The sequence below is a fragment of the Armatimonadota bacterium genome (assembly GCA_017993055.1).
Classification (GTDB): domain Bacteria; phylum Armatimonadota; class UBA5829; order DTJY01; family DTJY01; genus JAGONM01.
Window position 1 is genome coordinate 51,074 of sequence record JAGONM010000013.1, and the last position, 20,678, is coordinate 71,751.

The window sequence follows — 20,678 nt, forward strand, 5'->3', positions numbered from 1 at the left end:
CATGGCAGGCACATATCAGACCCCTGACTGGGAGACATACCGCATGGATGTCCGGCAGCCGCACGAGGCGCTGGAGCCGATCGAGCGCGAGATCGAGGTCGTGGACGGGGCGCTTCGGGCCCTGGTGGATCCCGGCATAATCCCCCACGCGGAGTATGACCTTGACAAGTTCCTCGCCCACCGGCGGGCCGTGCGCGACCTGTTCGAGATTCCCTGGACCGCGATCACTCCACGCATGCAGCGGCTGATCTGGGCGATCAATGCGATCAAGCAGCCGAACAACATGATCGCCGCAGGAGTCTACTGCGGGAACACGTTCATCTCGAACGCGGGCGCGGCGGTCGGGCCGGGCGCGTGCTACACGGCGGAGAACCTGATAGGCATCGAGATCAAGCCCGAGGAGGCCGAGCGCGCCGAGCGGAACGTCCGGCGCATCGACCCGACGGGAGTCGCCCGCATAGTCGCCGCCGACGCGGTGGATGTAGTGCGCGACTTCGACGGGCAGATCGACCTGCTCTACCTCGACGCCGACGGCGCGGGCGGCAGGGGCAAGGGAGTCTACCTCGACATCCTCGAGGCGTGCATCGACCGCATGCCGCCGGGAAGCGTTGTCCTCGCGCACAATAGCGTCAACTGCTTCGAGCGGCTGAAGTTCTACCTCGACTTCGTCCGCGACCCGGCAAACTGCGCCGCGAGCGTGAACGTCATCCTCGATCCCGAAGGGCTGGAAGTCTCCGTCCGTTAGAAAACTCGGGGTGAGTGGGTATAACATTTTATAGGATGGGAATGTTAGTATGAGAAGGGCTGTCTGGGCAACGGTTCTCCTGATACTCAGTCTGCCGGCAGCGGGCCAGAAGATCGGCGGGAAGCTTGCGCCGCCCGATCCCGCATTTCTCGACTACCTGCACAAACGCACGACGACATCGGCCCCGGTCGGACACGCGCTGGGAGTCATGCCCTCGCCGGTCAATCCATCGCGTCACAGAGGCACGATCGCTCCGTCCCCATTGGTTGGGGATGGACTCCCTGCGACGTATGACCTCCGAACACAGGGGAAGCTCACCGCCGTCAGGGACCAGGGAATGTGCTCATCCTGTTGGGCCTTTGCGCTCTACGGGATGATCGAGTCGGCCGCTCTGCCAAGCCGGACGCTCGATCTCTCCGAACACCACCTGAACTGCAAACACGGGTTCGACATCCTCCCCTGCACCGGCGGAAACCTCATCATGGCAACGGCGTGCATGGCCCGCTGGAGCGACCCTCTGTTCGAAGCCGACGATCTGTACGTCCCAGGCTGCACCTCATCGACGGAAATCCCAGCCCGCCGACGCCTAGGGGACGTGAGCTTCATCCCCGACAGGTCCGGGCCGCTCGACAATGGCGCGCTCAAGACAGCCATTATGACCAATGGCGCGGTCTATACCGTGATGTGCTGGGACCCGGCGTGCTACAACGAGCCATCGTCCTCCTACTTCGATTCAGGCCCGTTCTCGTCGGTCCACGCCGTCTGCCTCGTCGGCTGGGACGACAACTACGACAAGGGCAGGTTCCTCGCCGAGCCGCCGGGCAACGGCGCGTTCATAGTCCGGAACAGCTGGGGTGCGAGCTGGGGCGAGAGCGGGTACTTCTACGTGTCCTACTACGACACGTGGATCGGCATGGACACCGGGTTGGTCACGACCTCGGATCCGGATGAAGACATTGACCGCGTATACGAGTACGATCCGCTCGGCTGGGTCGGCGACTACGGCTACTGCGACGGAGACGACTGGTTCGCCAACGTCTTCACCGCCGGTCGTGACGAACAGCTCAGGGCGGTGAGCTGGTACAGCGCGGTCCCGAACTGCAGCTACACGGTGCAGGTCTATCTCGATCCGGTCGGCGGACCGACAAACCCATCAGGCCCAGTCGCAACGAAGAGTGGGACATTCGCAGCCGCCGGATATCACATCCTCGCCCTGGATGCGCCGGTCGCACTCCTGGCGGGACACAAGTTCTCGGTCGTCGTGCGAAATGCCACTCCCGGCTATGCATATCCGATCCCGGTCGAATACATGTTTGAGGGCTACACAAGCTCGGCGACATCGAACCCGGGCGAGAGCTTCGTTAGCAGCGACGGCCTCGCGTGGATGGACGCGATCGAACTGGAACTCGACATGTTCCAGGCAAACGTTTGCCTCAAGGCGTTCACTGGGGTCACTTTGGAGCCGGCTGCTATGCCGGTATTCGATCCAGACGGCGGTGACTTCGATCAGCCCCAGAGCGTGACCATCACCTGCCCTACCCCGGGCGCCACGATCCACTACACCACCACCGACATAGACCCGACTGAGGCCGATCCGGTAGTTGAGTCAGGCTCGTCGATCCAAGTTGACCACAGTCTGACCCTCAGAGCTAAGGCATTCAAGAACGGCTGGCCGCCGAGCGGAGTCCAGAGCGCGGTCTACAGCTTCAGGGTCGCAACGCCTGAGTTCAGTCCGGACGGCGGGACGTATCAGGGCGAGCAGTACGTCACGATTTCCTCCGCGACACCCGGAGCAGAGATCCATTACACCACCGACGGACGGGATTCTACTCAGGAGGATGGATGGGTGACGGGGCCTGTGCTGGTGACCGAGTACACGCTGCTCAAGGCCAGGGCGTGGAGAGCCGGTTGGACTCCGAGCGGCGTGAAGAGCGCAGTCTACAGCTTCAACAAGATATCGCCGATCAAGCGTCTCCCGGATTATCTGATCGTCTCGGTCAACCGGGCGATCGTGAGCGCTGCGTTTGGAAGCTTCTTCTACATCGAGGAAGACGACCGGTCCTGCGGCATTCGGGTTGACGTGCCGGGACACGGCCTTCAGGTCGGCATGAGAGTAGATGTCAGCGGCCAACTCCGAACAAAGACCACCGGCGAGAGACACCTTCAGTTCGGTACGGCCGTCCAGTCTCCTCCTCCGTACAACACCGGTAGCGTCGCTCCACTCCTGCTCGCGAACAGGGCGGTCGGCGGCTCGGACTGGTTCTACGATCCGCTCACCGGAGCGGGACACCGAGGGGTGATCGGAGGATTGGGCCTGAACAGCATCGGCCTCCTGGTGACAACCTCGGGGGAGGTGACGTACTCCCAGCCGGGCGTCTACTACTTCGTGATCTCGGACGGCTCGAGCGTGACCGACTACTCCGGCTATCCCGGCGTGCGGATCGCGGCAGGGGCCTCGATCACGCCACCGCAGATGGGCCAGCGTATGACGGTCACCGGCGTGTGCCAGTGCGTCAACTACGGCGGCGCCTACTACCGCATCATCCTTCCGAGAAACCAGGCGGATATCGTGCCGTACCCCTAGTCCATCTCCAGGATCATGTCGTCGGTCGAGCCGCCGGCGGGGATCATCGGAAGCACGTTCGCCTCGCGGGCGACTAGGAACTCGATGAGGCACGGGCGGTCGGTGATCTTCATCGCCGCCTCGAGCGCCGGCATGATCTCCTCCGACTTCTCCACCCGCAGGCCCTCCGCGCCGTATGCCTTCGCCAGCGCCACGAAGTCCGGCTGGCACGAGATGTCGGTCGAGGCGTACCGGCGGTCGTAAAAGATCTGCTGCCACTGACGCACCATGCCGAGATAGCCGTTGTTGAAGAGCGCGATCTTGATCGGCAGGCGCTGCTCGACCGCCGTCATCAGCTCCTGGTTGTTCATCAGGATGCTCCCGTCGCCCGCGATCACGAACACCGTCGCGTCCGGCATCCCCATCTGCGCGCCGACCGCCGCCGGGAGCCCGTAGCCCATCGTGCCGAGCCCGCCGCTGGACAGGAACTGCCTCGGGCGCCTGGTCAGGATGCTCTGCGCGGCCCACATCTGGTGCTGGCCGACGTCGGTGCAGACGATGGCCTGTTGATCCTGAATCGAGTTCAGGATGACGTGGTTGATCGCGTCGAAGATCTCCTGCGGCATGATCCTGCCGCAGTCCTTCGGCTGGCGGGTCACGTGTTTCTTGCGCCACTTCTCGAGCTGTGCGATCCACTCCTGGTGCCTCGCTTCGCGAACCTTCGACCCGAGCGAGTGGAGGATGTTTTTTGCGTCGCCCACGATGGGGACCGTCGGGCGGCGCATCTTGCCGATCTCCGCCGGATCCACGTCTATGTGGACGACCTGCGCGTCGGGCGCGAAGGCCGACGTCTTGCCGGTGGACCGGTCGCTGAACCGCATCCCCACCGCGATGAGGAGGTCACAGCCCTTCGCGGCATGATTGGCGTACGGCGAGCCGTGCATGCCGAGCATCCCGAGGTTCAGCGGATCGCCGTCGGGGAACGCACCCTTGCCCATGAGCGTGTAGACCACCGGGATGTTCGCCTTCTCCATCAGCCGCCTCAACTCACCGGACGCATCGGCGGCGATCACTCCACCACCGGCGATGATGAGAGGCTTCTCAGAGGCGTCGATCAGCGCGACGGCTTTCTTGATCTGGCCCGGGTGGCCGATGACTGTCGGCTTGTAGGCGAGCATGTTGATCTTCGGCGGACGCCGGTACTCGATCTCGGCGAACGAAAGGTCGAGCGGGATGTCAATCAGCACCGGGCCGGGACGACCGGTGGAGGCGACGTGGAACGCCTCCTGCACGACCGCCGGGATCTCGCTCACGTCCTTCGCGAGGTAGTTGTGCTTCACGATCGGATCGGTTACGCCGGTCGTGTCGGCTTCCTGGAAAGCATCGGTGCCGAGCTTGAACGTGGCGACCTGGCCGGTGATCGCGACCATCGGCACGGAGTCCATGTAGGCGGTGGCGATCCCGCAGACGAGGTTGAGCGCGCCGGGCCCGGACGTAGCGAGGCAGACCCCCACCTTGCCGGTCGCGCGGGCGTATCCATCCGCCGCGTGGGCCGCTCCCTGCTCGTGGCGGACGAGGACGTGGCGGATCCTGCCCTCCATCAGCACGTCGTGGATCGGGATCGTGGCCGCGCCGGGGTAGCCGAATATGATCTCGACCCCCTCGTCCGCGAGCGCCTCGATGAGCACCCGAGCGCCGTTCATCTTCTCGCCTGTCGCCATGTGTGTCTCCTCTCAAGGATATGGGACATATGTGACCAATATGACCCATAGGACTCATCGCCGAATGCAAAAAGCCTCTCATCCCTCCATAGGGACGAGAGGCTCATGAACCTTTCGTGGTACCACCCCCGATTCGCCGATGCCTCTCAGCACCGACCTCATTGAGCACTTGGAGTATAATCCGCCATGCTCTGGCTCTGTAACGGGAACCGCCCGGGAGGGGCTACTCGATCGTCTTACTTTCGTCACTCCGGCTCGAAGGCGACGTTCGATCTGCTTTCGGATACCGGCTCTCAGCAACCCGGCTCTCTGGGACCGTCCGGCAGGTCTACTCTTCCTCGTCAACGCCTTTGATGGGCCTATGCGATTGTCACTGGAAATATACCACACTCCGGCTGAGTTGTCAACGTCTAGACCTGATCGGTCGCCTTGCGGGGGACCGCGACCGTGCGGTGGCGGGGGAGGCCCTTGCAGAGCGCCTTGCCGCGGCTGATGAATCGGTAGCTGAGGTTCACAAGAAGGCGCGGGATGATCTTCCCGCGCAGGTTCAGGCTCCGCACGAAAATAGACTGGATCGAATAGAAGCTCCGGTACGTCGCCTTCTGCCCATCGTAGAGTTCCTGCGCCGTCATGTGCTTCGGTCGGAATGACACGTTACTCATCGTGTAGTGCGACCAGTCCGAGTCGGTGACGCGCCCCTCGTCCTCGAGTTCGCGACGGGATACAGTGCCGGGGAACGGGGTCAGCACCGAGAACTGCGCGGCGACCAGCTTGTGATTCTTCGCGAAATCGGCGGTGCGCTTGAAGACATCCTTGTCGTCCCCGTCAAGCCCGAGCACAAACGAGCCGATGATCTCGATCCCCGCCCGGTGGATAGTGTCAATCGCTTCGCCCATGTCGAGCCCGATGTTCGGCCGTTTCGATGTGGCGAGAAGGTTCTCCTGCGAGACGGACTCCAATCCAACGAACAACGCCTGGCAGCCGCTTCGTACCGCGAGCCTCATCAGCTCCGGGGCTTTCGCCATGCTCAGGTCGCCCTGCCCCACCCACTTGATCTTGAGCGGGATGAGCGCCTCGAACAGTTCCTTAGCGCGACGGGACGAGCCGACGATGTTGTCATCAACGAAACCGACCCATCCTCGAAGGGTCTTCAACTCCTCGACGACCTCCGGGATCGGGCGGAATCGGTATCTTCGGCCGGAGACCGTGCTCACGGAGCAGAAACTACAGCCGTTCGGACATCCTCGCGCAGTCTGGACAACGTTGACCGTGAGATACCGGTCGCCCTTCAGGAGATCGCGACGAGGGAGCGGCAGGCCCTCCATGTTCGAGAGCCCCTGGTTCTCGTAGCGGGGCTTCAGGCCGCCGGCGGCGAAATCGTTCAGGATCGTCTGCCATACCGGCTCGGCCTCGCCGACAACGACCGCGTCGGCATGCAGGCTCGCCTCGTCGGGCATGACCGTGGGATGAATACCGCCCAGGACGACGGGAATACCCCGCCGTCGGAATGCGTCCGCGATCTCGTAAGCTCTCGGCGCCGAGGCGGTCATGCAGGAGATGGCTACCAGATCCGCGTCGGCCTCGAGATCGGTCTTCTCGATGTTCTCGTCAATGAGCCGAACGTCAATGTTCGAGGGGGTCAGTCCGGCGAGCAGAGGGAGGGCCAGGGGCGGCGCTAGTACCTTTCCGCCCTTCCACCAGGTGTGCGTCCAGGACGGAGATATAATGAGGAGTTTCGGTTTGCTGCGGGTCATGTGCTTGAGCCCAGCCTTTCCGGCAGATCAGTGTGCCTGAAGCGGGTCATCCGCGTCGCAGTCGGGCTACAAGCATCATCAAAGCCATTGCCAGCATACCACTTGCCGACGCTCAATGCAAGTGTTACTGGACAGCCATCGTCCGGATATCCGTATCCGATATGTATATACCCAGATATCCGGTCGATCTAACGAGTGTCTGGCAATCAGACCCAGGGAGTCGCGCGGTGGCGGGCAACGTCAGTAGAGAAGGTAGGGCCGGCGGACGGCCTCCCACTTCTCCTCGTCGGCCAAGAGTCGGGTGTCGAAGTCGGCGGGAGCGGCTGATGGATCGTCCACCCACTCGCGAAGGAACGTACCGCCGGAGAGCAGGTCAATCGCTAGACGATCGGTCTCGTACTCGTAGGGGAGAGTGTGCCAGAGCGCGTAGTCCGGGTATTCCAGCCGGATCGCCTTGAGCATGAGGGCGCCGAGGCGGTAAGGCCGGAAGAGATCGTGGCGGTAGCAGGCGTTGTCGGTGTGGATCATGATGCCCGAGCAGAGCCTCCCGGCGTGTTTCTGGAATGTCGGCTCGAACCAGCACGGCCTGAGGAGGCACCCGGACTGCCATTCGGGTGCCAGATCCTTCATTCGCTCGAGCACCCGGCAGGCATCAATGTCGGGCGCACCGATGAGTTCCAGGGAGGAAGTCGTGCCCCGCCCCTCGGACATTGTGGTTCCCTCGAAGAGCACTGTGCCGGGAAAGCACCGCGCCATGTTCAGGCTGGACGCGTTCGGGCTCGGGTTCACCCAGGACAGTTCCATGATCGGCCATCCGAATCCGGGCGCGGCGTCGGGATCGTAGTCGGCCATGGCGATGACACGGAGGTCCACGTCGAGGCCCTTCAGCTCGACGTACCACCCGGCGATCTCGCCCGGGGTTAGTCCGTGGCGCATAATGAGGGGGGCGCATCCGATAAAGCTCTCCCAGCCGGGTTCGAGAATGGTGCCCTCGATCGGCCGGCCAGCGGGATTCGGGCGGTCGAGCACCCAGAGCGACTTGCCGCGCGCGGCGCAGGCGTCGAGCATGTAGGTGAGCGTCGTGATGAAGGTGTAGATGCGCGTGCCGATGTCCTGGATATCAACCAGCAGGACGTCGAACGTATCCATCATGGCCTCGGTCGGCCGTCGGACCTCCCCGTAGAGGCTGAAGACGGGGATGCCGTACTGCGGGTCGTCGTAGTCTGCCGACTCGATCATGTTGTCCTGCTTGTCGCCGCGCATCCCGTGCTGGGGTCCGAACGCGGCGGTGATATTGACGTCCGGGCAGGCGATCAGCTCGTCGAGCGAGTGCCGGCACTCGCTCGTCACCGACGCGGGATGGCCGAGGAGTGCAACTCGCTTGCCTGCGATCGGCGCTCGGAGTTCATGGTTCTGAAGTAGTTCGTCTATTCCCAGGTTCATCTGCCTTGCCTCTGCAACAACGTCAGGCGATTGTAGCCAACCGAAGATCGCGCTGTCAACGATCAGACACTTTCCTCTGCGCAACCCCGAAGAAGTCCATGCTCAGTCGTTCCGGCCGAAGTAGGTGACGAACGGCTTGATGGAGAGGAGCACAGCCCCAGCCGCGAAGAACCAGACGTGGCTCTTCGTGAAGTCCGAGAGGTACGCCCCGGCGATCATGCCGAAGAGGATGCAGCACCACTTCAGACTGGCGACGCTCATCGGCGACCATGTCTTGGTTCTGAAGAGCTTCATCACTCACCTCACCTCTGCGAGGAAGACGCGAGCACGGCTGAACACCGACGGAAGGCTGGACAGCGCCTGCGACGGAATCCCTCAACCGTGATTGTAGCAACCGAACGAGGCCGCGTCAAACACGGTTCGATGCCGGGTTCCGCTTGGGGGGTCCGCACCGAAACGGACGCCGCCCGGTGCTGGTGTCGATCGGCTACACGGACAAACCTGTGCATAGTTTGACTGGCTGCCATAATAGATGGTAGGATGTTTGTGTTCGAGAAGTTCAGCCAACGGCGGGAACCTTCCAGAGCCGAGAGCAGTAGAAGATAGAGGTGCCCGCAGCCACTGGGCACGGAGGTCCGGTGAGAGGGAAGTCTACAGTCACGAAGACGTCGGCAGCAGCGGCCATCGGGGCAGTCGCATACCTGCTTGCGACATCGCCGTTTGTCGGCGTACGCGCGCCTATAGTCGCCGGCTTTCCTCTGTCTGGCGAGGTCGAGTACTCATCGCTCCTTGCCTCGACGGCTTCCTCGAGCGCACGCGATGCGGCTGTGCTCGAGTCAGCATTCGCCGCCAGCAAGACCAGCCTCCTGGGTTCGCGCGTGATTGACCTCGGCAGCCGGGATTTCGAGTCCGCAGCGAACGTCAGGCTGTCCGCGGAGGCGATTGACGATACGATCCTCCAACCGAACGAAGTATTCTCCTTCAACGGAACAGTCGGGATACGCACGCCGGAGCGGGGTTTCCAGTCCGGCCTGATGTACTCGAACGGGCAACTGGTCACGGGGGTCGGCGGGGGGATATGCATCGCCTCGACGGCGGTCTACAACGTCGCACTCGAGACGGGCATGGCGATCATCGAGCGGCACCCTCACTCCGGACCGGTCGCCTACGCAGAACCGGGACGGGACAGCGCGGTTGCCTACGGTGTGCTCGACCTGAAGTTCAGGAACAACACCGGAGCGGTCGTCCTGATACGCTCGATCGTGCAGGATGACAAGTTGGTCGTGGCGTTCTACGGGACCAGGCAACCCGGGCGCGAGATCGAGATCGTCTCGGAGGACTTCGAGCCGTTGCCTTACGAGGTCGTCCAGACGGCGGACGAGAGCGTGCCGGAAGGGGAGCAGGTCGTGGAGCAGAAGGGCCGCCCCGGACACTCGGTCTCGATCGTGCGGATCATCAGACAGAACGGGAAGGTCGTCGGCAGAGAGGTCATGAACAGGGACTTCATGCGCCCGAGGAACGAGATCGTACGAGTGAATCCGGGGCCGCGGGAATCCGGCACGGCCGCTGCGGACACGAACGGACTGCTGCCGCCGCCGATATATCTGCCGATACCGACGGACTTCGATGTCCTGCCTTTGTCACCCGACATCTCGGTCGAGAGAGACTCCCGCACGGGATCGCCGGACTAGGCCGGCTAGAGATGCATCGCGGTGCGGATTTTCGTCCGCCCGGCGGTTGCGATGCCCGAAGCCACAACCGCTTTGAGCAGGTCAACCCCGATGAACGGCGCGACACCCATCGCCAAGACGGCTTCGATCGTGAGCGGCGTCGATGTGAACAGCGCCATCCACACGCTCAGCCAACCGGCGCCGCAGGCATAGATCGCGCAGACCCCGGCGATCCCGGCAACCCAGGCGCCCGACCTGCTGCGCGCTCCAAGCTTCTCGAAGACCCATCCCGCGACAAACGCCGCCGGCACGAATCCGACCAGGTAGCCCGCCGTCGGGCCGAAGAACGCAGTAGGCCCGCCGTTCCACTGAGCGAAGACCGGCATCCCCAGGGCGCCGACCGCGAGGTACTGCATCTGGCTGATCGCCCCCCATCGGCTCCCGAGAACCAAGCCTGAGAGAATCACGGCGAGCACCTGGAGAGTCACCGGCACCGGCGTGAACCCTAGCGGGATCGCGACTTGGGCCGCAACCGCCGTGATCCCGGCGAAAGCGAGCGAAACCAGCAACTTCCCGTGAATCTCTTCCCTGCGAAGGGCGGATGCCCTGAAGTGAACTCCCATGTCTCTCCTCCGCGCACCTGACGACAACTGATGTCCGAGATTCGCCACCGGCGCTCATCATACCGAATGGAACAGGCCGGTGTCAAACGGGGAGCAAAAGAAAAAGCCCGCTGGGGTTTGAGCCAACGGGCCTGCGCGCCGCGGGCCTAGCCATCCCCGACGCGTCAAAAGTGGTAAGGAAGGAGAAAGAGATGCTACTTACCAGGTGGTACTACCTGCAAGATTCGTGCCAAACCGCCGGATTCGTTCGAGAAACCTGAAAAAAGTGCGTGAGGCTTGACTCGCTTCAGTACTGTACTCGGACTTCGACGGGACCGGTCAAGCGCGGCATCTCGACATAGTCGCGGGCAAACCGTTGGTGCGCCCGGCCGTTGACAGTGACCGATCGAATGGGCAGGTCGTCCGGATGGCGAAGGCGGATTCGGACCCGGTCGGGCGGCCGAAGCTGCGGAGGCGTGAGTCTGATTTCGATCAAGCCTGAGTGACTTTGGGAGACGATCTCGAAGGAGACCTCCCCGAAGCGCGTCGGGGTTTCCTCTACCTGCACGACCTTGCCGTCCTCGAGCCACGCGCGCGGGATCGCGTCGCCGATCAGCAGCGAATCCTCATCCTCGCGCAGGAGCATCATGCGGAGGAGCTTCAATTGCTGGGTGTTCGAGTAGAGATGCGGAAGCGTCCAGTAGTTGTTGCCGGTCACGATGCCCGTACATTCGACACCGGAGTATGTCTCGCGGGTCATCCCATAGGCCAGCATGCCGTAGAAGCCGAGGATGACCTTGCGCGCGTCATTCCGCTTGAGCTGAGTCAGCAGATAGCCGTAGGTGTAGGCGTGGTCTATGCCTCCGGACTGGAACTTGCACAGCCCGGCGATAAGGCCGTTTCGCTGCTCCATCAGGTCCGTCACCCACCACGCGCGCCTGTCATCGGCAGGAATAAGCTCGTTCTCCAACATAGAGGAAGCAACGAGACCATAGTAGTCGCCACCGGTGTAACGGCTGTCCTTCAGCAGGCGGTGGGTTTCAGGCTCGAGTGGGAGCATCTTCATGCCGTCCTTCTCGATCACGGCTCTCTCCATGGAAGCCATGATGTCGGCCCGATAGCGGACGGCCTCGTCGCCGAACTTGCGGGCCTGGTCTGTCATTCCAAGGGCATCGAGGGCGACGGCGGCCTTCGCCAGCCCGACGGCACAGTAGGAGTCTGAGTAGTAGTCGTACACCGGCTCGGCATAGTCGCAGTACGCGCGGAACTTGATCAGCCCGCGGGTGACGCCGGTCTTCGGGGCATCGTTTCGCCTGCGGATCAGCCACTCACCGGCGCGCACGATGTTGTCGGAGACTCGCTGCAGCCAGACCTTGTCGTCGGTATAGTTGTAGTGCTCGGCCAGTGCGAGCAGGAGTCCGCCGGTGTCCGGCAAACCGAAGTTCTGCGTGTACAGGCCGTCCGGCTGTTGGAAGTGCAGGAGTGTATCGAGATAGCGCTCGGCCTGATCGTGCATGCCGTACATGTCGAGCATGATGCAGTAGAGCGCGGCGCTGTAGCCGTAGATCTCCTCGTAGAAGCCTGTGCCGTCGCGCGGCTCCGGGTAGCCGTTGACCTTGTCCACGTCGAGCAGCGAATATGCCAGCCACGCCTTGTACGCGTCGTTTACACGCTTCTCCGGGACCTCGATGCGCTCACCCTGAGCGAGGACCTTGCGCCACGAGTCGGCGTACTGCTTCAGGGTGCGGCCGTACTCGTCCGACGTGATGGGGACGGGAGCGTCGGCGCTTGGGAACGGCATGCTGATGCAGCTCTCTCCGCCGGTCATCGGGAACTCGGTCCGCCTGCCGGTCGAGTCCGACACGAGCGTCACCTTACCGGGCAGCTTGCTGCCTCGCGCACGGAGCCGGACGTAGGCGAAGAGCGGCGCGTCGGGGCTGAATCCTTCCGACCAGCCGAAGACGGTCAGCTCGTACCGGACGCCGCCGTGCTCGGTCGTGAGGATGACGGCGGGTATCCATCCGTCGAGGAGCTTGCGGGTGATCGGGGTCTTCTCGTCGCCGAACGGGATCGGTGGATCGCCAATCTCGAGCCGGGCGATCAGCGGCGTGTTGTAGTTGAGCTGCAGGCGGCCGAGGTAATCCACGCAGATGTCCACCGGATGCTCGGGCACTCCGACCGCCTCCTTGGGGTACTTCATCGGCGGGTAGTACCTGGAGATCCGCTCGTAGGAGACGTCGCCCTTGCGCGCAAGCTCGATCCTGCCGACCGGATCGAGGCCGATCTCCGCCCGCTCTCTGCGCTCGGAGTCGGTCAAGGCCAGCAATGCGGCAGGAGTCTCCTCCACAGCTATGTCGGCGATGGACGAGACAACCCTCGGCCCGCGGTCGGAGTAGTCGTTGTCGAGGTCCTGGGCGGGGTAAGCATCCCTTCCGCGTCCGTATCCCTTGCCTACGCAGAGCGTGACCGGCGCTCCGTTGAACTCCCGCGGGCGCTCGATGAGACGCAGGACCTTCCACTCCCTGCCGTCCGTGCTGGCGATGTACCTGATGCAGTCGTTGCCAAGCTGGATGCGGACGTAATTCCACTTCTCGAGGTCGCAGGGGTCGAGGTAGGTTTCCACGGTACCGCCGTCGACGGTCTCGACGGCGTAGAAGCCGCTCCCCCCGGCGGGCTGGGAGATCATGCCCATCTGGCACCAGTTGCCGCCGTCCCAGACGAGGAAGACGGAGGTACACCAGCTCACACCGGCGGGTATGGACGGCTTGATCCTCGCCGAGACGGTGACGTTATCCAAGCCAAGCCTTCTCGACAGGTGAGCATATGAGTTCAGGTCCGCACTGATCCGGGCGACCCCGTCTCGCACGGTGATGCTGTTCCCCGCCGAGCAGTGTGTCTCCAAATGAGCATCGGCCCTCCCGCCAGCGAACTCCTCGCGGAACGGGCCCTGTGCAGAGCAGATGGTGGCGCAGAGAATCAGGATGGTGCATATGAACGCGATGCGGTGAAGCATGCTCAATCCTCCTTAGTCGGACGGGGCGGAGATCAGGCGAGAAAACAGATCGCTCTCCGCGCCTGCGGGTCGGCGATGACGTGGGCACGGGCGCCATCAGCAGCGGTGGGCACGTCAATCACCCGCACAAGATGCTCGAATCCACCGGCATCGGGAAGCAGGTCGGGCAGGGCGTTCGGGCCGTAGTCGAGGAACGGCCCGTTGAAACAGGCCTCCTCGTCGTCCGGGTAGACCGGCAGGTAGATGATCTGCGCCTCGACCAGATCCTGGAAGAAGTGCGTGCCGTATGAAAGCTCCGGCGTCTGACCGGCTTCCTCGCGGGCGACCTCCACGAGCACCGACGTGTTGTCTATGTCCGCGTACCCGACGTTCACGCCGAGATTGATGTTGCTGCTCCCCCAGCGGCCCGGGCCCATCATCAGCATCTTCCCCTCGACCACCTGCGGGTGTTCGTTGATCCGACCGACTAGCCTGCCGAGCGCCTTCTTGGTATCGGTCGGCTGTGCCGCATACCGCTTCGGATCAATGTAGACGATGTAGCGGATGTCCCTCACGACTCCGCCGCTGATCATCCGGCTCGATCGGAAAACGGTGCGCTCGGGCGAAACGCCGTCCGGGATCGTCACAGGACCGGCCGATCCGGGCAGGAAGAGCGGCCGGCATTGCAGGAGGTTGATCGAGACTTTGCCCTCGGAGTCCACGCGGGCGGTGAACTCGGTGTCCACCGGGTGGCCGTATGCATGCTGGAGCTTGGAGACCATGCCCCCGAGGAGCTTGACGAAATCCGTGCGGCGGATGAGGTTGTTGAAGGTGAGCACCCAGTTCTGAGGCGAGCCGTCCACGTGGGCGCTGATCGGATCGCTGATGTGGTCGTCGGCCTGCACGGAGACCAGGAGATGCAGGTTCCGGTACTTGTCCTCCGAGAGCACCTCGGCGACCGGCTTCGTGACGAGTTCGTTCGCCTCCAGGTCGAGCAGATCCACCTGGCGCTGGGAATACCTGGCGATCTCAGAGCCGATCTCGGGTCTGAGTTGAGGCGCGCTGACGGCGATCATGCGGGGATAGTCCCCCACCCGCTCGACCGCCCGCGTGCCGAGCCCGAAGACGAGGCGTATGACGCCCTGCTCGGAATCAATGCGGTCGCTCCAGGCATAGAGGTTGCGCGAGAACGCGACCCCGGCCATCGCCGGGAAGAAGTATTTCCCGAAAGGGATCCCGGAGACGCGCTGCACCAGGATCGCCATCTGCTCGTCCCTTTCGCCCAGCCCGCGGCGACGACGATACGAAAGCGCGTCGGGGTTGAGCGCACTGGCATAGACCGTCTTGACGGCCCTCAGGAACGCCTCCATGCGCTCTTCGGGCCTGCCCTGGTTCGCGCAGAACACGCTTTCGTATTTGCCGGCGAAAGCGTTCCCGAAGCTGTCCTCGAGCAGGCTGCTCGACCTGACGATGATCGGCGCCTGGCCGAAGTAGTCGAGCATGCTGCGGAACTGCTCCATGGTCGCGTGAGGGAACTTGCCGCGAAGAAAGCCCCGAGCAACCTCCTCGTACTCCTCCCGCGAGATCTGCGAGGAGCGAGTCATCCGAAGTCGCGAGCGGAAGAGGTCGTTGTTCACCAGGAAAGTGAAGAAGACGTCCGCACCGATGTAGAACGAGTCGTGGCTCTCCAGGACGTCTAGGAAGTCCGAATCGCTGAGCAGTATCCTGCGGGCGAGGAGCATGCCGGCGGCCTTGCCGCCTATGCGTCCCGATCCGATCAACCGGTTCCGTATCGCAACCAGGTCGTCGAGGTTCAGGTAGCGGTCGGTCAGCTCATTGAACTCGGGATGACTGCCGAGTATCATCCGCGAGAACTCGATACGGAGCGCATCCAGTTCGGATGACTCCGCCCCTGATTCAGCGCACTGGATGAGCCGCCGATATACGCTCTCCCACGGGGCGATCGTGCCCGATTCAGCCCCCAGCGGCTCTCTGCTGGCCACGGACGATACGGCAGCTGCGTCGCCGCTCTGGAACACCGGCAAGAACGCATCATTGTCTGCAGAATGAGGAAGAAACATCTGCGGGGAATAGCGGTCCCACACCTTGAGCGGGTGCATGTACATCCGGCCGCCGACGTGGTAGACATCGAGCAGGATCTGCGTCGTGTCCCGGATGCGGGCGACCGCGCTGTGAGCGTGCTGTCCCCGGGTGAGCGCGAAGTAGGTGACTGTGTCCAGCTCGAACAGGAACGGGCAGGTCACCTGGAAGAAGTTGGCCAGCAGTTCGTCGGTCGCCCACTCCTCCACGAGCGCCGAGAGGTTGTCGAAGACGTAGAAGACGCCCCGCCCGTTCTCCTCTATGATCTGGTGGACCTTCGCGCTGAAGAGGTCGAACCCGGGCCGCGGATTGACCTCTACGACATCAAGGCCCGCCCGCGGTTCGACGACGGGATCGTGAGGCGCAAATCTGAGGTAGACGCACTTCCGCCCGTCCGAGACGGCACGGCTGACGAACGGCTCGACGAAGTGACGGTAGTCCTCCAGATCGTCAACCTGAAGAACGACGTTGTCGCCAAGACGCAGACCCTGGAGGACCTCATCGAGCCCCGGTATCCCGCTTCTGACTTCTACCTGGTTCATGATACGCAGTCAGACTCTAACGGCATGGGGGCTTTCTTGTCAACAGCAGCTGTTCGGCGATACGAGCGTTGGGGCGGGAGTGCAACTCCCGCCCCAACAGTGGAGTGACAAAGCGGCGTCGGGCCGCCGTACTACGAGGGGCTACTTGCCGTAGACAGGGACGCGGACCTGCTGGACGAAGCCGAGCTCCGATATCTCTTTCAGCTTCTCGACGGGCGCCCAGGCGAGGATGCCGCTCGACGCCGACGAGGACGTCTTGATCTCGCAGCCGAGGTCTTTCAGCTTCTTGATGTTCTCCGGGGTGACCGCGGCGACCCAGATCATCACCTGCGCCTTGCCGGACTCGATCTTGACCTTCGAGTCCTTCGGAGCCTTGCCGTCCTTCTTCCAGGCCTCGATCAGCTTCTCGAGTTCCGGGTCCAGCCGATATGATCCGCCGGACGCCACATCCATAGCCAAGCCCCAGCTGTAGAACGATTGCGGAGGGCTCGCTGCCGACACCGGACCGTTCATCACGACACCCGCGGCCGGACGGCCCGATGCCGCACTCGGCGCGGCCATCTTGTAGGCCACTCCTCTTCGCGCCATGCCGCCGAACCCGCCGTCTTTCCTATCCTCAAGGCCGAAGATGCCTTCATACTGGACGCCCTCGGGCATCTCGACCGGGACCATGACCTTGACCGGCGTGCCGCCCTGGGTGAATATCTTCTCCTCGACCGCGACGAATGACGTGTACTGGCTCATCAGGCGGAAGTCGAGCGCGGTCCTGATGATCGAGTCCTTGATCTCGGGGTTCGGCTTGCCCTCCTGGATTCCAGCAAGGTCCTGCTCCATCAGCATGGCGATGTACTCGCGCGCCCAGAGAGCCGGGAGGGCGGCGTGGCCGGGCTCGTTCGCCGACAATACAACGTCCACCGTCTGACTCCAGGGTTCGTCGCCGCACATACCGCTGATCGTGACCTTGCCCGAGCCGGGCTTCGAGTATCGGCCCTTGAAGATCAACGGCTTCGCGCTGAAGAGATCGGGGGCGGACTCCGGATAGATCTGAGTGACCGCCAGGTTGCCCCAGTCAACCTTGACGTCGGTCAGCAGCGGGTTGCCGATCCGGTCGGCAAACCTGTTGGCAGGCTCACTACCGGGCTCACCGAGCGTGACGTACTCGACCGCGCCCTTCCCGATCTTCGCCATGCCGTCCAGCAGGTAGCGGTTGACACTAGATCCGACTCCGAACGCGAAGACCCTGGACTCTCCAAGATTCTTCTTGATGGCATCCATGATCTCCATGTCGTTGCCGACGTAGCCGTCGGTCATGAAGCAGACGATGCGCAGGCGGCTTCCATCGGGCGGCGGGGTCAGCGCTTCCATGATCGGTTTCATCATCTCCGTGCCGCCACTGCCCATCCGGTCGCGCAGGAACGTGAGGCCCATGAGCCTGTTGTCGGGCGTGTTCGGCTGAGGCTTGTCGAACAACCTGGTGACGTCATTCGAGAAAGAGATGAGCTGGAACGTGTCGTAGGGGTTCATCTGCTCTATGCAGAGGGCCATGGTCTCCTTCGCCTTCTCGATCGGCTCGCCCATCATCGAACCGGACGAATCTATGACAAAGATCATCTCTTTGGGGATGATGCTCGACGCCTGCGGCTTCGCGGGCGGCTGGACGATCAATGTGAAGAAGCCGTCGCCCTCGGCACGGGTATGGCACAGCACGCCGGTCTGAATGCCGCCGCCGTCCGCACGGTAGTTCAGGATAAAGTCCTTGTTCGGCAGGACCTTGAGCTGCTTCAGGGTCACTACCGCGCCCGACTCGCCGCTCCGCTCGACCACGATCTGGTGCTGCCTGGACCTGATGCCGGTGATCGGGATGCCGGCGTCTATCCTCACCTCGATCGAGATATCATGCCCCGCCCGGATTCCGCGAGGGGTGATCGGCGGGCTGATCTTCGAGCCGTCGGGCACCTTGTCCGTGTCCGGGAATATCCCTCCGCCGGTGTTTCCGGTCGGCGCGCCGGGCATGTATCGCGGGCCGACGACCATCGGGAAGACGAACTCGTATTCGCCGTCCTCGTAGTTGAGTATCTGCAGGTAGCTGATAGTCACGAGCACCGTCTCACCGGGCATGATGTTGGCGACGGACTGGGTGAAGATGTTGGGCCGCTCCTGGTCGAGCAGCGCGGTCACGTGGCCTTCCTGCCTGGCCTGCTCGTAGATTCGCCTCGCCTCCTCGCGTTCCTTGATCTCGCCCTTGATCGTCCGCTCGCCGACCTTCATCTCCATCCAGTCAACGGCGGCGTCGTCCGGGAGCGGGAAGACGTAGACGGCCTCGATCTTGTCGGCCGTAGGGTTGAAGAACTCCTGGGTCACCTTGACGCGGGCGCATGTGCCGGGGATATCGGCGACGACCGAAGTGTGCTTGAGCGGACACGCGCTCGTGACCCGACCTTCCGGGCCGACGATCTGCAGTTCGCCGCACCTTCCGACTCCCGGCGCAACCAGGTCGTCAGCCCTCACCAGAGCGGATCGCCCGTGATTCACCACAATACCTGTGAAAAGCAGCATGCCTAGGAGCACGACAGCTCTCCGAGCCAGAACCTTTCCGTCCACCATCTCTCAGACCTCCTCACGAATCGCATTCTGTCATATCTGACCCCGGACGGCGCGACAACCTTCAAATGTTCGGGAAACGGCCGCACAGTCGGAAGCCGCGCGGAGCGAGGATGCTTCGCGAGCGGGCTATAGCTCACGAACCGTCGGTTTCCAGTCGAGTTGACGGAGGAGGTCGAGATAGTCGGCGGGGGTCATCTCCTCAGGGCGCTTGCCGGAGAGGGCGACGAGTATACCTTCGATGACGTTGGTGCCGGGCGTCCGCCCATCGAGTTCCCACGTGCCCGTGACGAGGGTCTTGACGCCTCGATCTCGCAGGTTCTGCACGTCATCCTGGGTAAGCGTGTTCGTGACTATCAGCTTCCCGGCGAGGGCGCCGGACTCCGGCGGAGGCATGAACCGCCCGATGATCTTGTAGTCGCCAGCGATGACGTCGGCCCGGCGGAAGTAGTCCTGGTGCTTCGGGGTGATCTGTTCCTGTTTCTTGCCGGTGGGGTATATCCACTTGAACGGCAGCCGGCAGACGATCGGAAGAAGAGTGCGGGCAACGAGCATCAGGCTGTTGTACGACTTGACAGGGATGGGGACTCCGCAGTTGAACATCAGGTCGCCGAAGACGACCGAGTGCGCCATCCGGGCGGCCGATTCGGCCATTCCGAACCGGTCAACCCCGCAGACGACGAGGATGTTCTTGTCGGAGAAGTCCATGACTCCCTCGCGCTGAATCCACTCGAAGGTTTCGCGCTCGAGAGTGTTCTTCAGCCCGCTGCCGTCAACCACCGGCGTCGTCTTAGCGTTGGCGGCGAGCCTGGCGGCGTCGCGGATCGTGTATCGACGGTCGCCGGCATAGAGGTACAGGTCTATGCCGCCGAGGCCGATGGCATCCACCTTGCCGTCGAGTTCGCGCATCATCTCGGCGTATCGGCGGAGGTCGCCGTTCGTGCCGACACGCGATATCTCGACCTCCTGGCCGAGGAGAGTCTTGGTGACGTGGAAATCACCCTTCGGAGAGCCCAGACTGACGCTGACGACTCGTTTCATGGCGAATAGAAGGCATGGGACTCATGCGACCCATTTGACGCTTGGACGCAGTTCACCGATGCACAAGATTGCATTCGCCTGCGGCGGACGAAATCCTCTTGCGCGGACCGGCAAAAAACAAGGAACCGGGCCCGGCGGTTCTCGTATACTGAAGTGTCGGCTCATTTGAACCCGAAACGATGTTGTCGCGCGACGTGATCGGCGGCAAAGGATATTCAGTCTAAGGGGGAGTTTCGTATGAGAAAGAGATTTGTACTGCCGGTCCTGGCGCTGGTGCTGGCACTGGGAATCGCGATCATCTGGAGCGCGGTGGCTTACAGCCAGGCCGCGAAGCCCGCGACCTGCGGGATGGGCGTCGGAGTTCCAGGTAGCTGCCCGATGGGCGCGGCCGGGCAGAAGGCTACGGGACCCGGGATGAAGTGCGGGCCGGGCGGCTGTATGATGGGCCTGGACAAAGCAGTGGCGTTGACCGCCGAGCAGAAGCAGAAGATGGCGGCAGTCTGCGACCAGTGCTGTGCTGAGAAGGCCGAGACGGCTGCCGAGGTGGCGAAGAAGCGGGCAGAACTCGCCGGTCTCTTGACCGCGGCATCGCCCGACAAGGCGAAGATCACCGCGAAGATAGACGAGATCGCCGGACTGCAGGCGAGAAGCATGCTCGATTCCGCCGACAGATTCCTCGAGATGCGCAAGATGCTGACCGCCGATCAGCAGAAAGCCCTGGCCGCCAATGCCGGCATGTGCGCCGCCGCTTGCGCCTGCGCCGACTGCAAGTGTCCATCCTGCTCGGGCGGACCGGCCGCCTGCAGCGCAGGGGGCGCACCGATGGTATCCGGCAGGGCGTGTTGCCCATTCACTCCGCCTGCCGCGAAGTAACGCATACCCAGGCAAGGCGGACCTACAAGGG

General features: G+C 63.0%; 13 protein-coding genes and 1 other annotated feature. Of the genes, 4 read left to right on the forward strand and 9 right to left on the reverse strand.

The annotated features are described in order from the left end of the window. Nucleotide 1: 1 nt before the first annotated feature. Both KBC96_07020 and KBC96_07025 read left to right on the forward strand, forming a co-directional pair. Nucleotides 2–745, forward strand: coding sequence for a class I SAM-dependent methyltransferase (locus tag KBC96_07020; protein ID MBP6964138.1), 744 nt, complete (start codon nt 2–4; stop codon nt 743–745). Between the two features lie 49 nt (nt 746–794). Next, the gene (locus KBC96_07025) at nt 795–3,329 is read left to right on the forward strand and encodes a chitobiase/beta-hexosaminidase C-terminal domain-containing protein (protein MBP6964139.1); all 2,535 of its coding nucleotides are present in this window, start codon (nt 795–797) and stop codon (nt 3,327–3,329) included. Here the strand turns inward: KBC96_07025 and ilvB are convergent. From ilvB to KBC96_07045, 4 genes are all read right to left on the reverse strand, one after another. Continuing rightward, nucleotides 3,326–5,029 (reverse strand): biosynthetic-type acetolactate synthase large subunit, encoded by a 1,704-nt coding sequence (gene ilvB, locus KBC96_07030; GenBank protein ID MBP6964140.1) that lies wholly within the window; start codon nt 5,027–5,029, stop codon nt 3,326–3,328. The two genes, KBC96_07025 and ilvB, sit on opposite strands and share 4 nt — an antisense overlap. An 87-nt stretch (nt 5,030–5,116) precedes the next feature. Beyond that, nucleotides 5,117–5,383, reverse strand: a binding site (T-box leader). 56 nt (nt 5,384–5,439) lie between these two features. Then, on the reverse strand, nt 5,440–6,783 hold the full coding sequence (locus tag KBC96_07035; GenBank protein ID MBP6964141.1) for a B12-binding domain-containing radical SAM protein: 1,344 nt from the start codon (nt 6,781–6,783) through the stop codon (nt 5,440–5,442). Nucleotides 6,784–7,023: 240 nt separating this feature from the next. Further along, the gene (locus tag KBC96_07040; protein ID MBP6964142.1) at nt 7,024–8,226 is read right to left on the reverse strand and encodes a DUF1343 domain-containing protein; all 1,203 of its coding nucleotides are present in this window, start codon (nt 8,224–8,226) and stop codon (nt 7,024–7,026) included. A 102-nt stretch (nt 8,227–8,328) separates the two neighbouring features. Continuing rightward, nucleotides 8,329–8,520 (reverse strand): hypothetical protein, encoded by a 192-nt coding sequence (locus KBC96_07045; protein ID MBP6964143.1) that lies wholly within the window; start codon nt 8,518–8,520, stop codon nt 8,329–8,331. A gap of 344 nt (nt 8,521–8,864) precedes the next feature. Here KBC96_07045 and KBC96_07050 point away from each other — a divergent pair, with 344 nt between their 5' ends. Next, nucleotides 8,865–9,917 carry a VanW family protein gene (locus KBC96_07050; protein ID MBP6964144.1) on the forward strand — a complete coding sequence of 351 codons (1,053 nt, stop codon included), beginning with the start codon at nt 8,865–8,867 and terminating at the stop codon, nt 9,915–9,917. Nucleotides 9,918–9,922: 5 nt separating this feature from the next. Here KBC96_07050 and KBC96_07055 read toward each other — a convergent pair whose 3' ends face one another. The 5 genes from KBC96_07055 to KBC96_07075 form a co-directional block, all read right to left on the reverse strand. Beyond that, nucleotides 9,923–10,519, reverse strand: a complete 597-nt coding sequence (locus KBC96_07055; GenBank protein ID MBP6964145.1) for a biotin transporter BioY — start codon at nt 10,517–10,519, stop codon at nt 9,923–9,925. Nucleotides 10,520–10,805: 286 nt separating this feature from the next. Then, nucleotides 10,806–13,511 carry a hypothetical protein gene (locus KBC96_07060; protein MBP6964146.1) on the reverse strand — a complete coding sequence of 902 codons (2,706 nt, stop codon included), beginning with the start codon at nt 13,509–13,511 and terminating at the stop codon, nt 10,806–10,808. 32 nt (nt 13,512–13,543) lie between these two features. Then, entirely contained in the window at nt 13,544–16,132 is a 2,589-nt protein-coding gene (locus tag KBC96_07065) for a PEP/pyruvate-binding domain-containing protein (GenBank protein MBP6964147.1), read from the reverse strand. A 141-nt stretch (nt 16,133–16,273) separates the two neighbouring features. After that, on the reverse strand, nt 16,274–18,736 hold the full coding sequence (locus KBC96_07070) for a VWA domain-containing protein (protein MBP6964148.1): 2,463 nt from the start codon (nt 18,734–18,736) through the stop codon (nt 16,274–16,276). Nucleotides 18,737–18,862: 126 nt separating this feature from the next. After that, on the reverse strand, nt 18,863–19,774 hold the full coding sequence (locus tag KBC96_07075; protein ID MBP6964149.1) for a quinate 5-dehydrogenase: 912 nt from the start codon (nt 19,772–19,774) through the stop codon (nt 18,863–18,865). A gap of 237 nt (nt 19,775–20,011) precedes the next feature. On the opposite strand from KBC96_07075, the gene KBC96_07080 reads away from it, so the two are divergent. Beyond that, a complete protein-coding gene (locus tag KBC96_07080; protein ID MBP6964150.1) occupies nt 20,012–20,647 on the forward strand; it encodes a Spy/CpxP family protein refolding chaperone in 636 nt (211 codons plus the stop codon). Nucleotides 20,648–20,678: the final 31 nt, after the last annotated feature.

Coding starts and splice junctions, on each gene's coding strand:
- KBC96_07020 (MBP6964138.1), top strand. CDS start 2: ATGGCAGGCACATATCAGACCCCTGACTGGGAGACATACCGCATGGAT.
- KBC96_07025 (MBP6964139.1), top strand. CDS start 795: ATGAGAAGGGCTGTCTGGGCAACGGTTCTCCTGATACTCAGTCTGCCG.
- ilvB (MBP6964140.1), bottom strand. CDS start 5,029: ATGGCGACAGGCGAGAAGATGAACGGCGCTCGGGTGCTCATCGAGGCG.
- KBC96_07035 (MBP6964141.1), bottom strand. CDS start 6,783: ATGACCCGCAGCAAACCGAAACTCCTCATTATATCTCCGTCCTGGACG.
- KBC96_07040 (MBP6964142.1), bottom strand. CDS start 8,226: ATGAACCTGGGAATAGACGAACTACTTCAGAACCATGAACTCCGAGCG.
- KBC96_07045 (MBP6964143.1), bottom strand. CDS start 8,520: ATGAAGCTCTTCAGAACCAAGACATGGTCGCCGATGAGCGTCGCCAGT.
- KBC96_07055 (MBP6964145.1), bottom strand. CDS start 10,519: ATGGGAGTTCACTTCAGGGCATCCGCCCTTCGCAGGGAAGAGATTCAC.
- KBC96_07060 (MBP6964146.1), bottom strand. CDS start 13,511: ATGCTTCACCGCATCGCGTTCATATGCACCATCCTGATTCTCTGCGCC.
- KBC96_07065 (MBP6964147.1), bottom strand. CDS start 16,132: ATGAACCAGGTAGAAGTCAGAAGCGGGATACCGGGGCTCGATGAGGTC.
- KBC96_07070 (MBP6964148.1), bottom strand. CDS start 18,736: ATGGTGGACGGAAAGGTTCTGGCTCGGAGAGCTGTCGTGCTCCTAGGC.
- KBC96_07075 (MBP6964149.1), bottom strand. CDS start 19,774: ATGAAACGAGTCGTCAGCGTCAGTCTGGGCTCTCCGAAGGGTGATTTC.
- KBC96_07080 (MBP6964150.1), top strand. CDS start 20,012: ATGAGAAAGAGATTTGTACTGCCGGTCCTGGCGCTGGTGCTGGCACTG.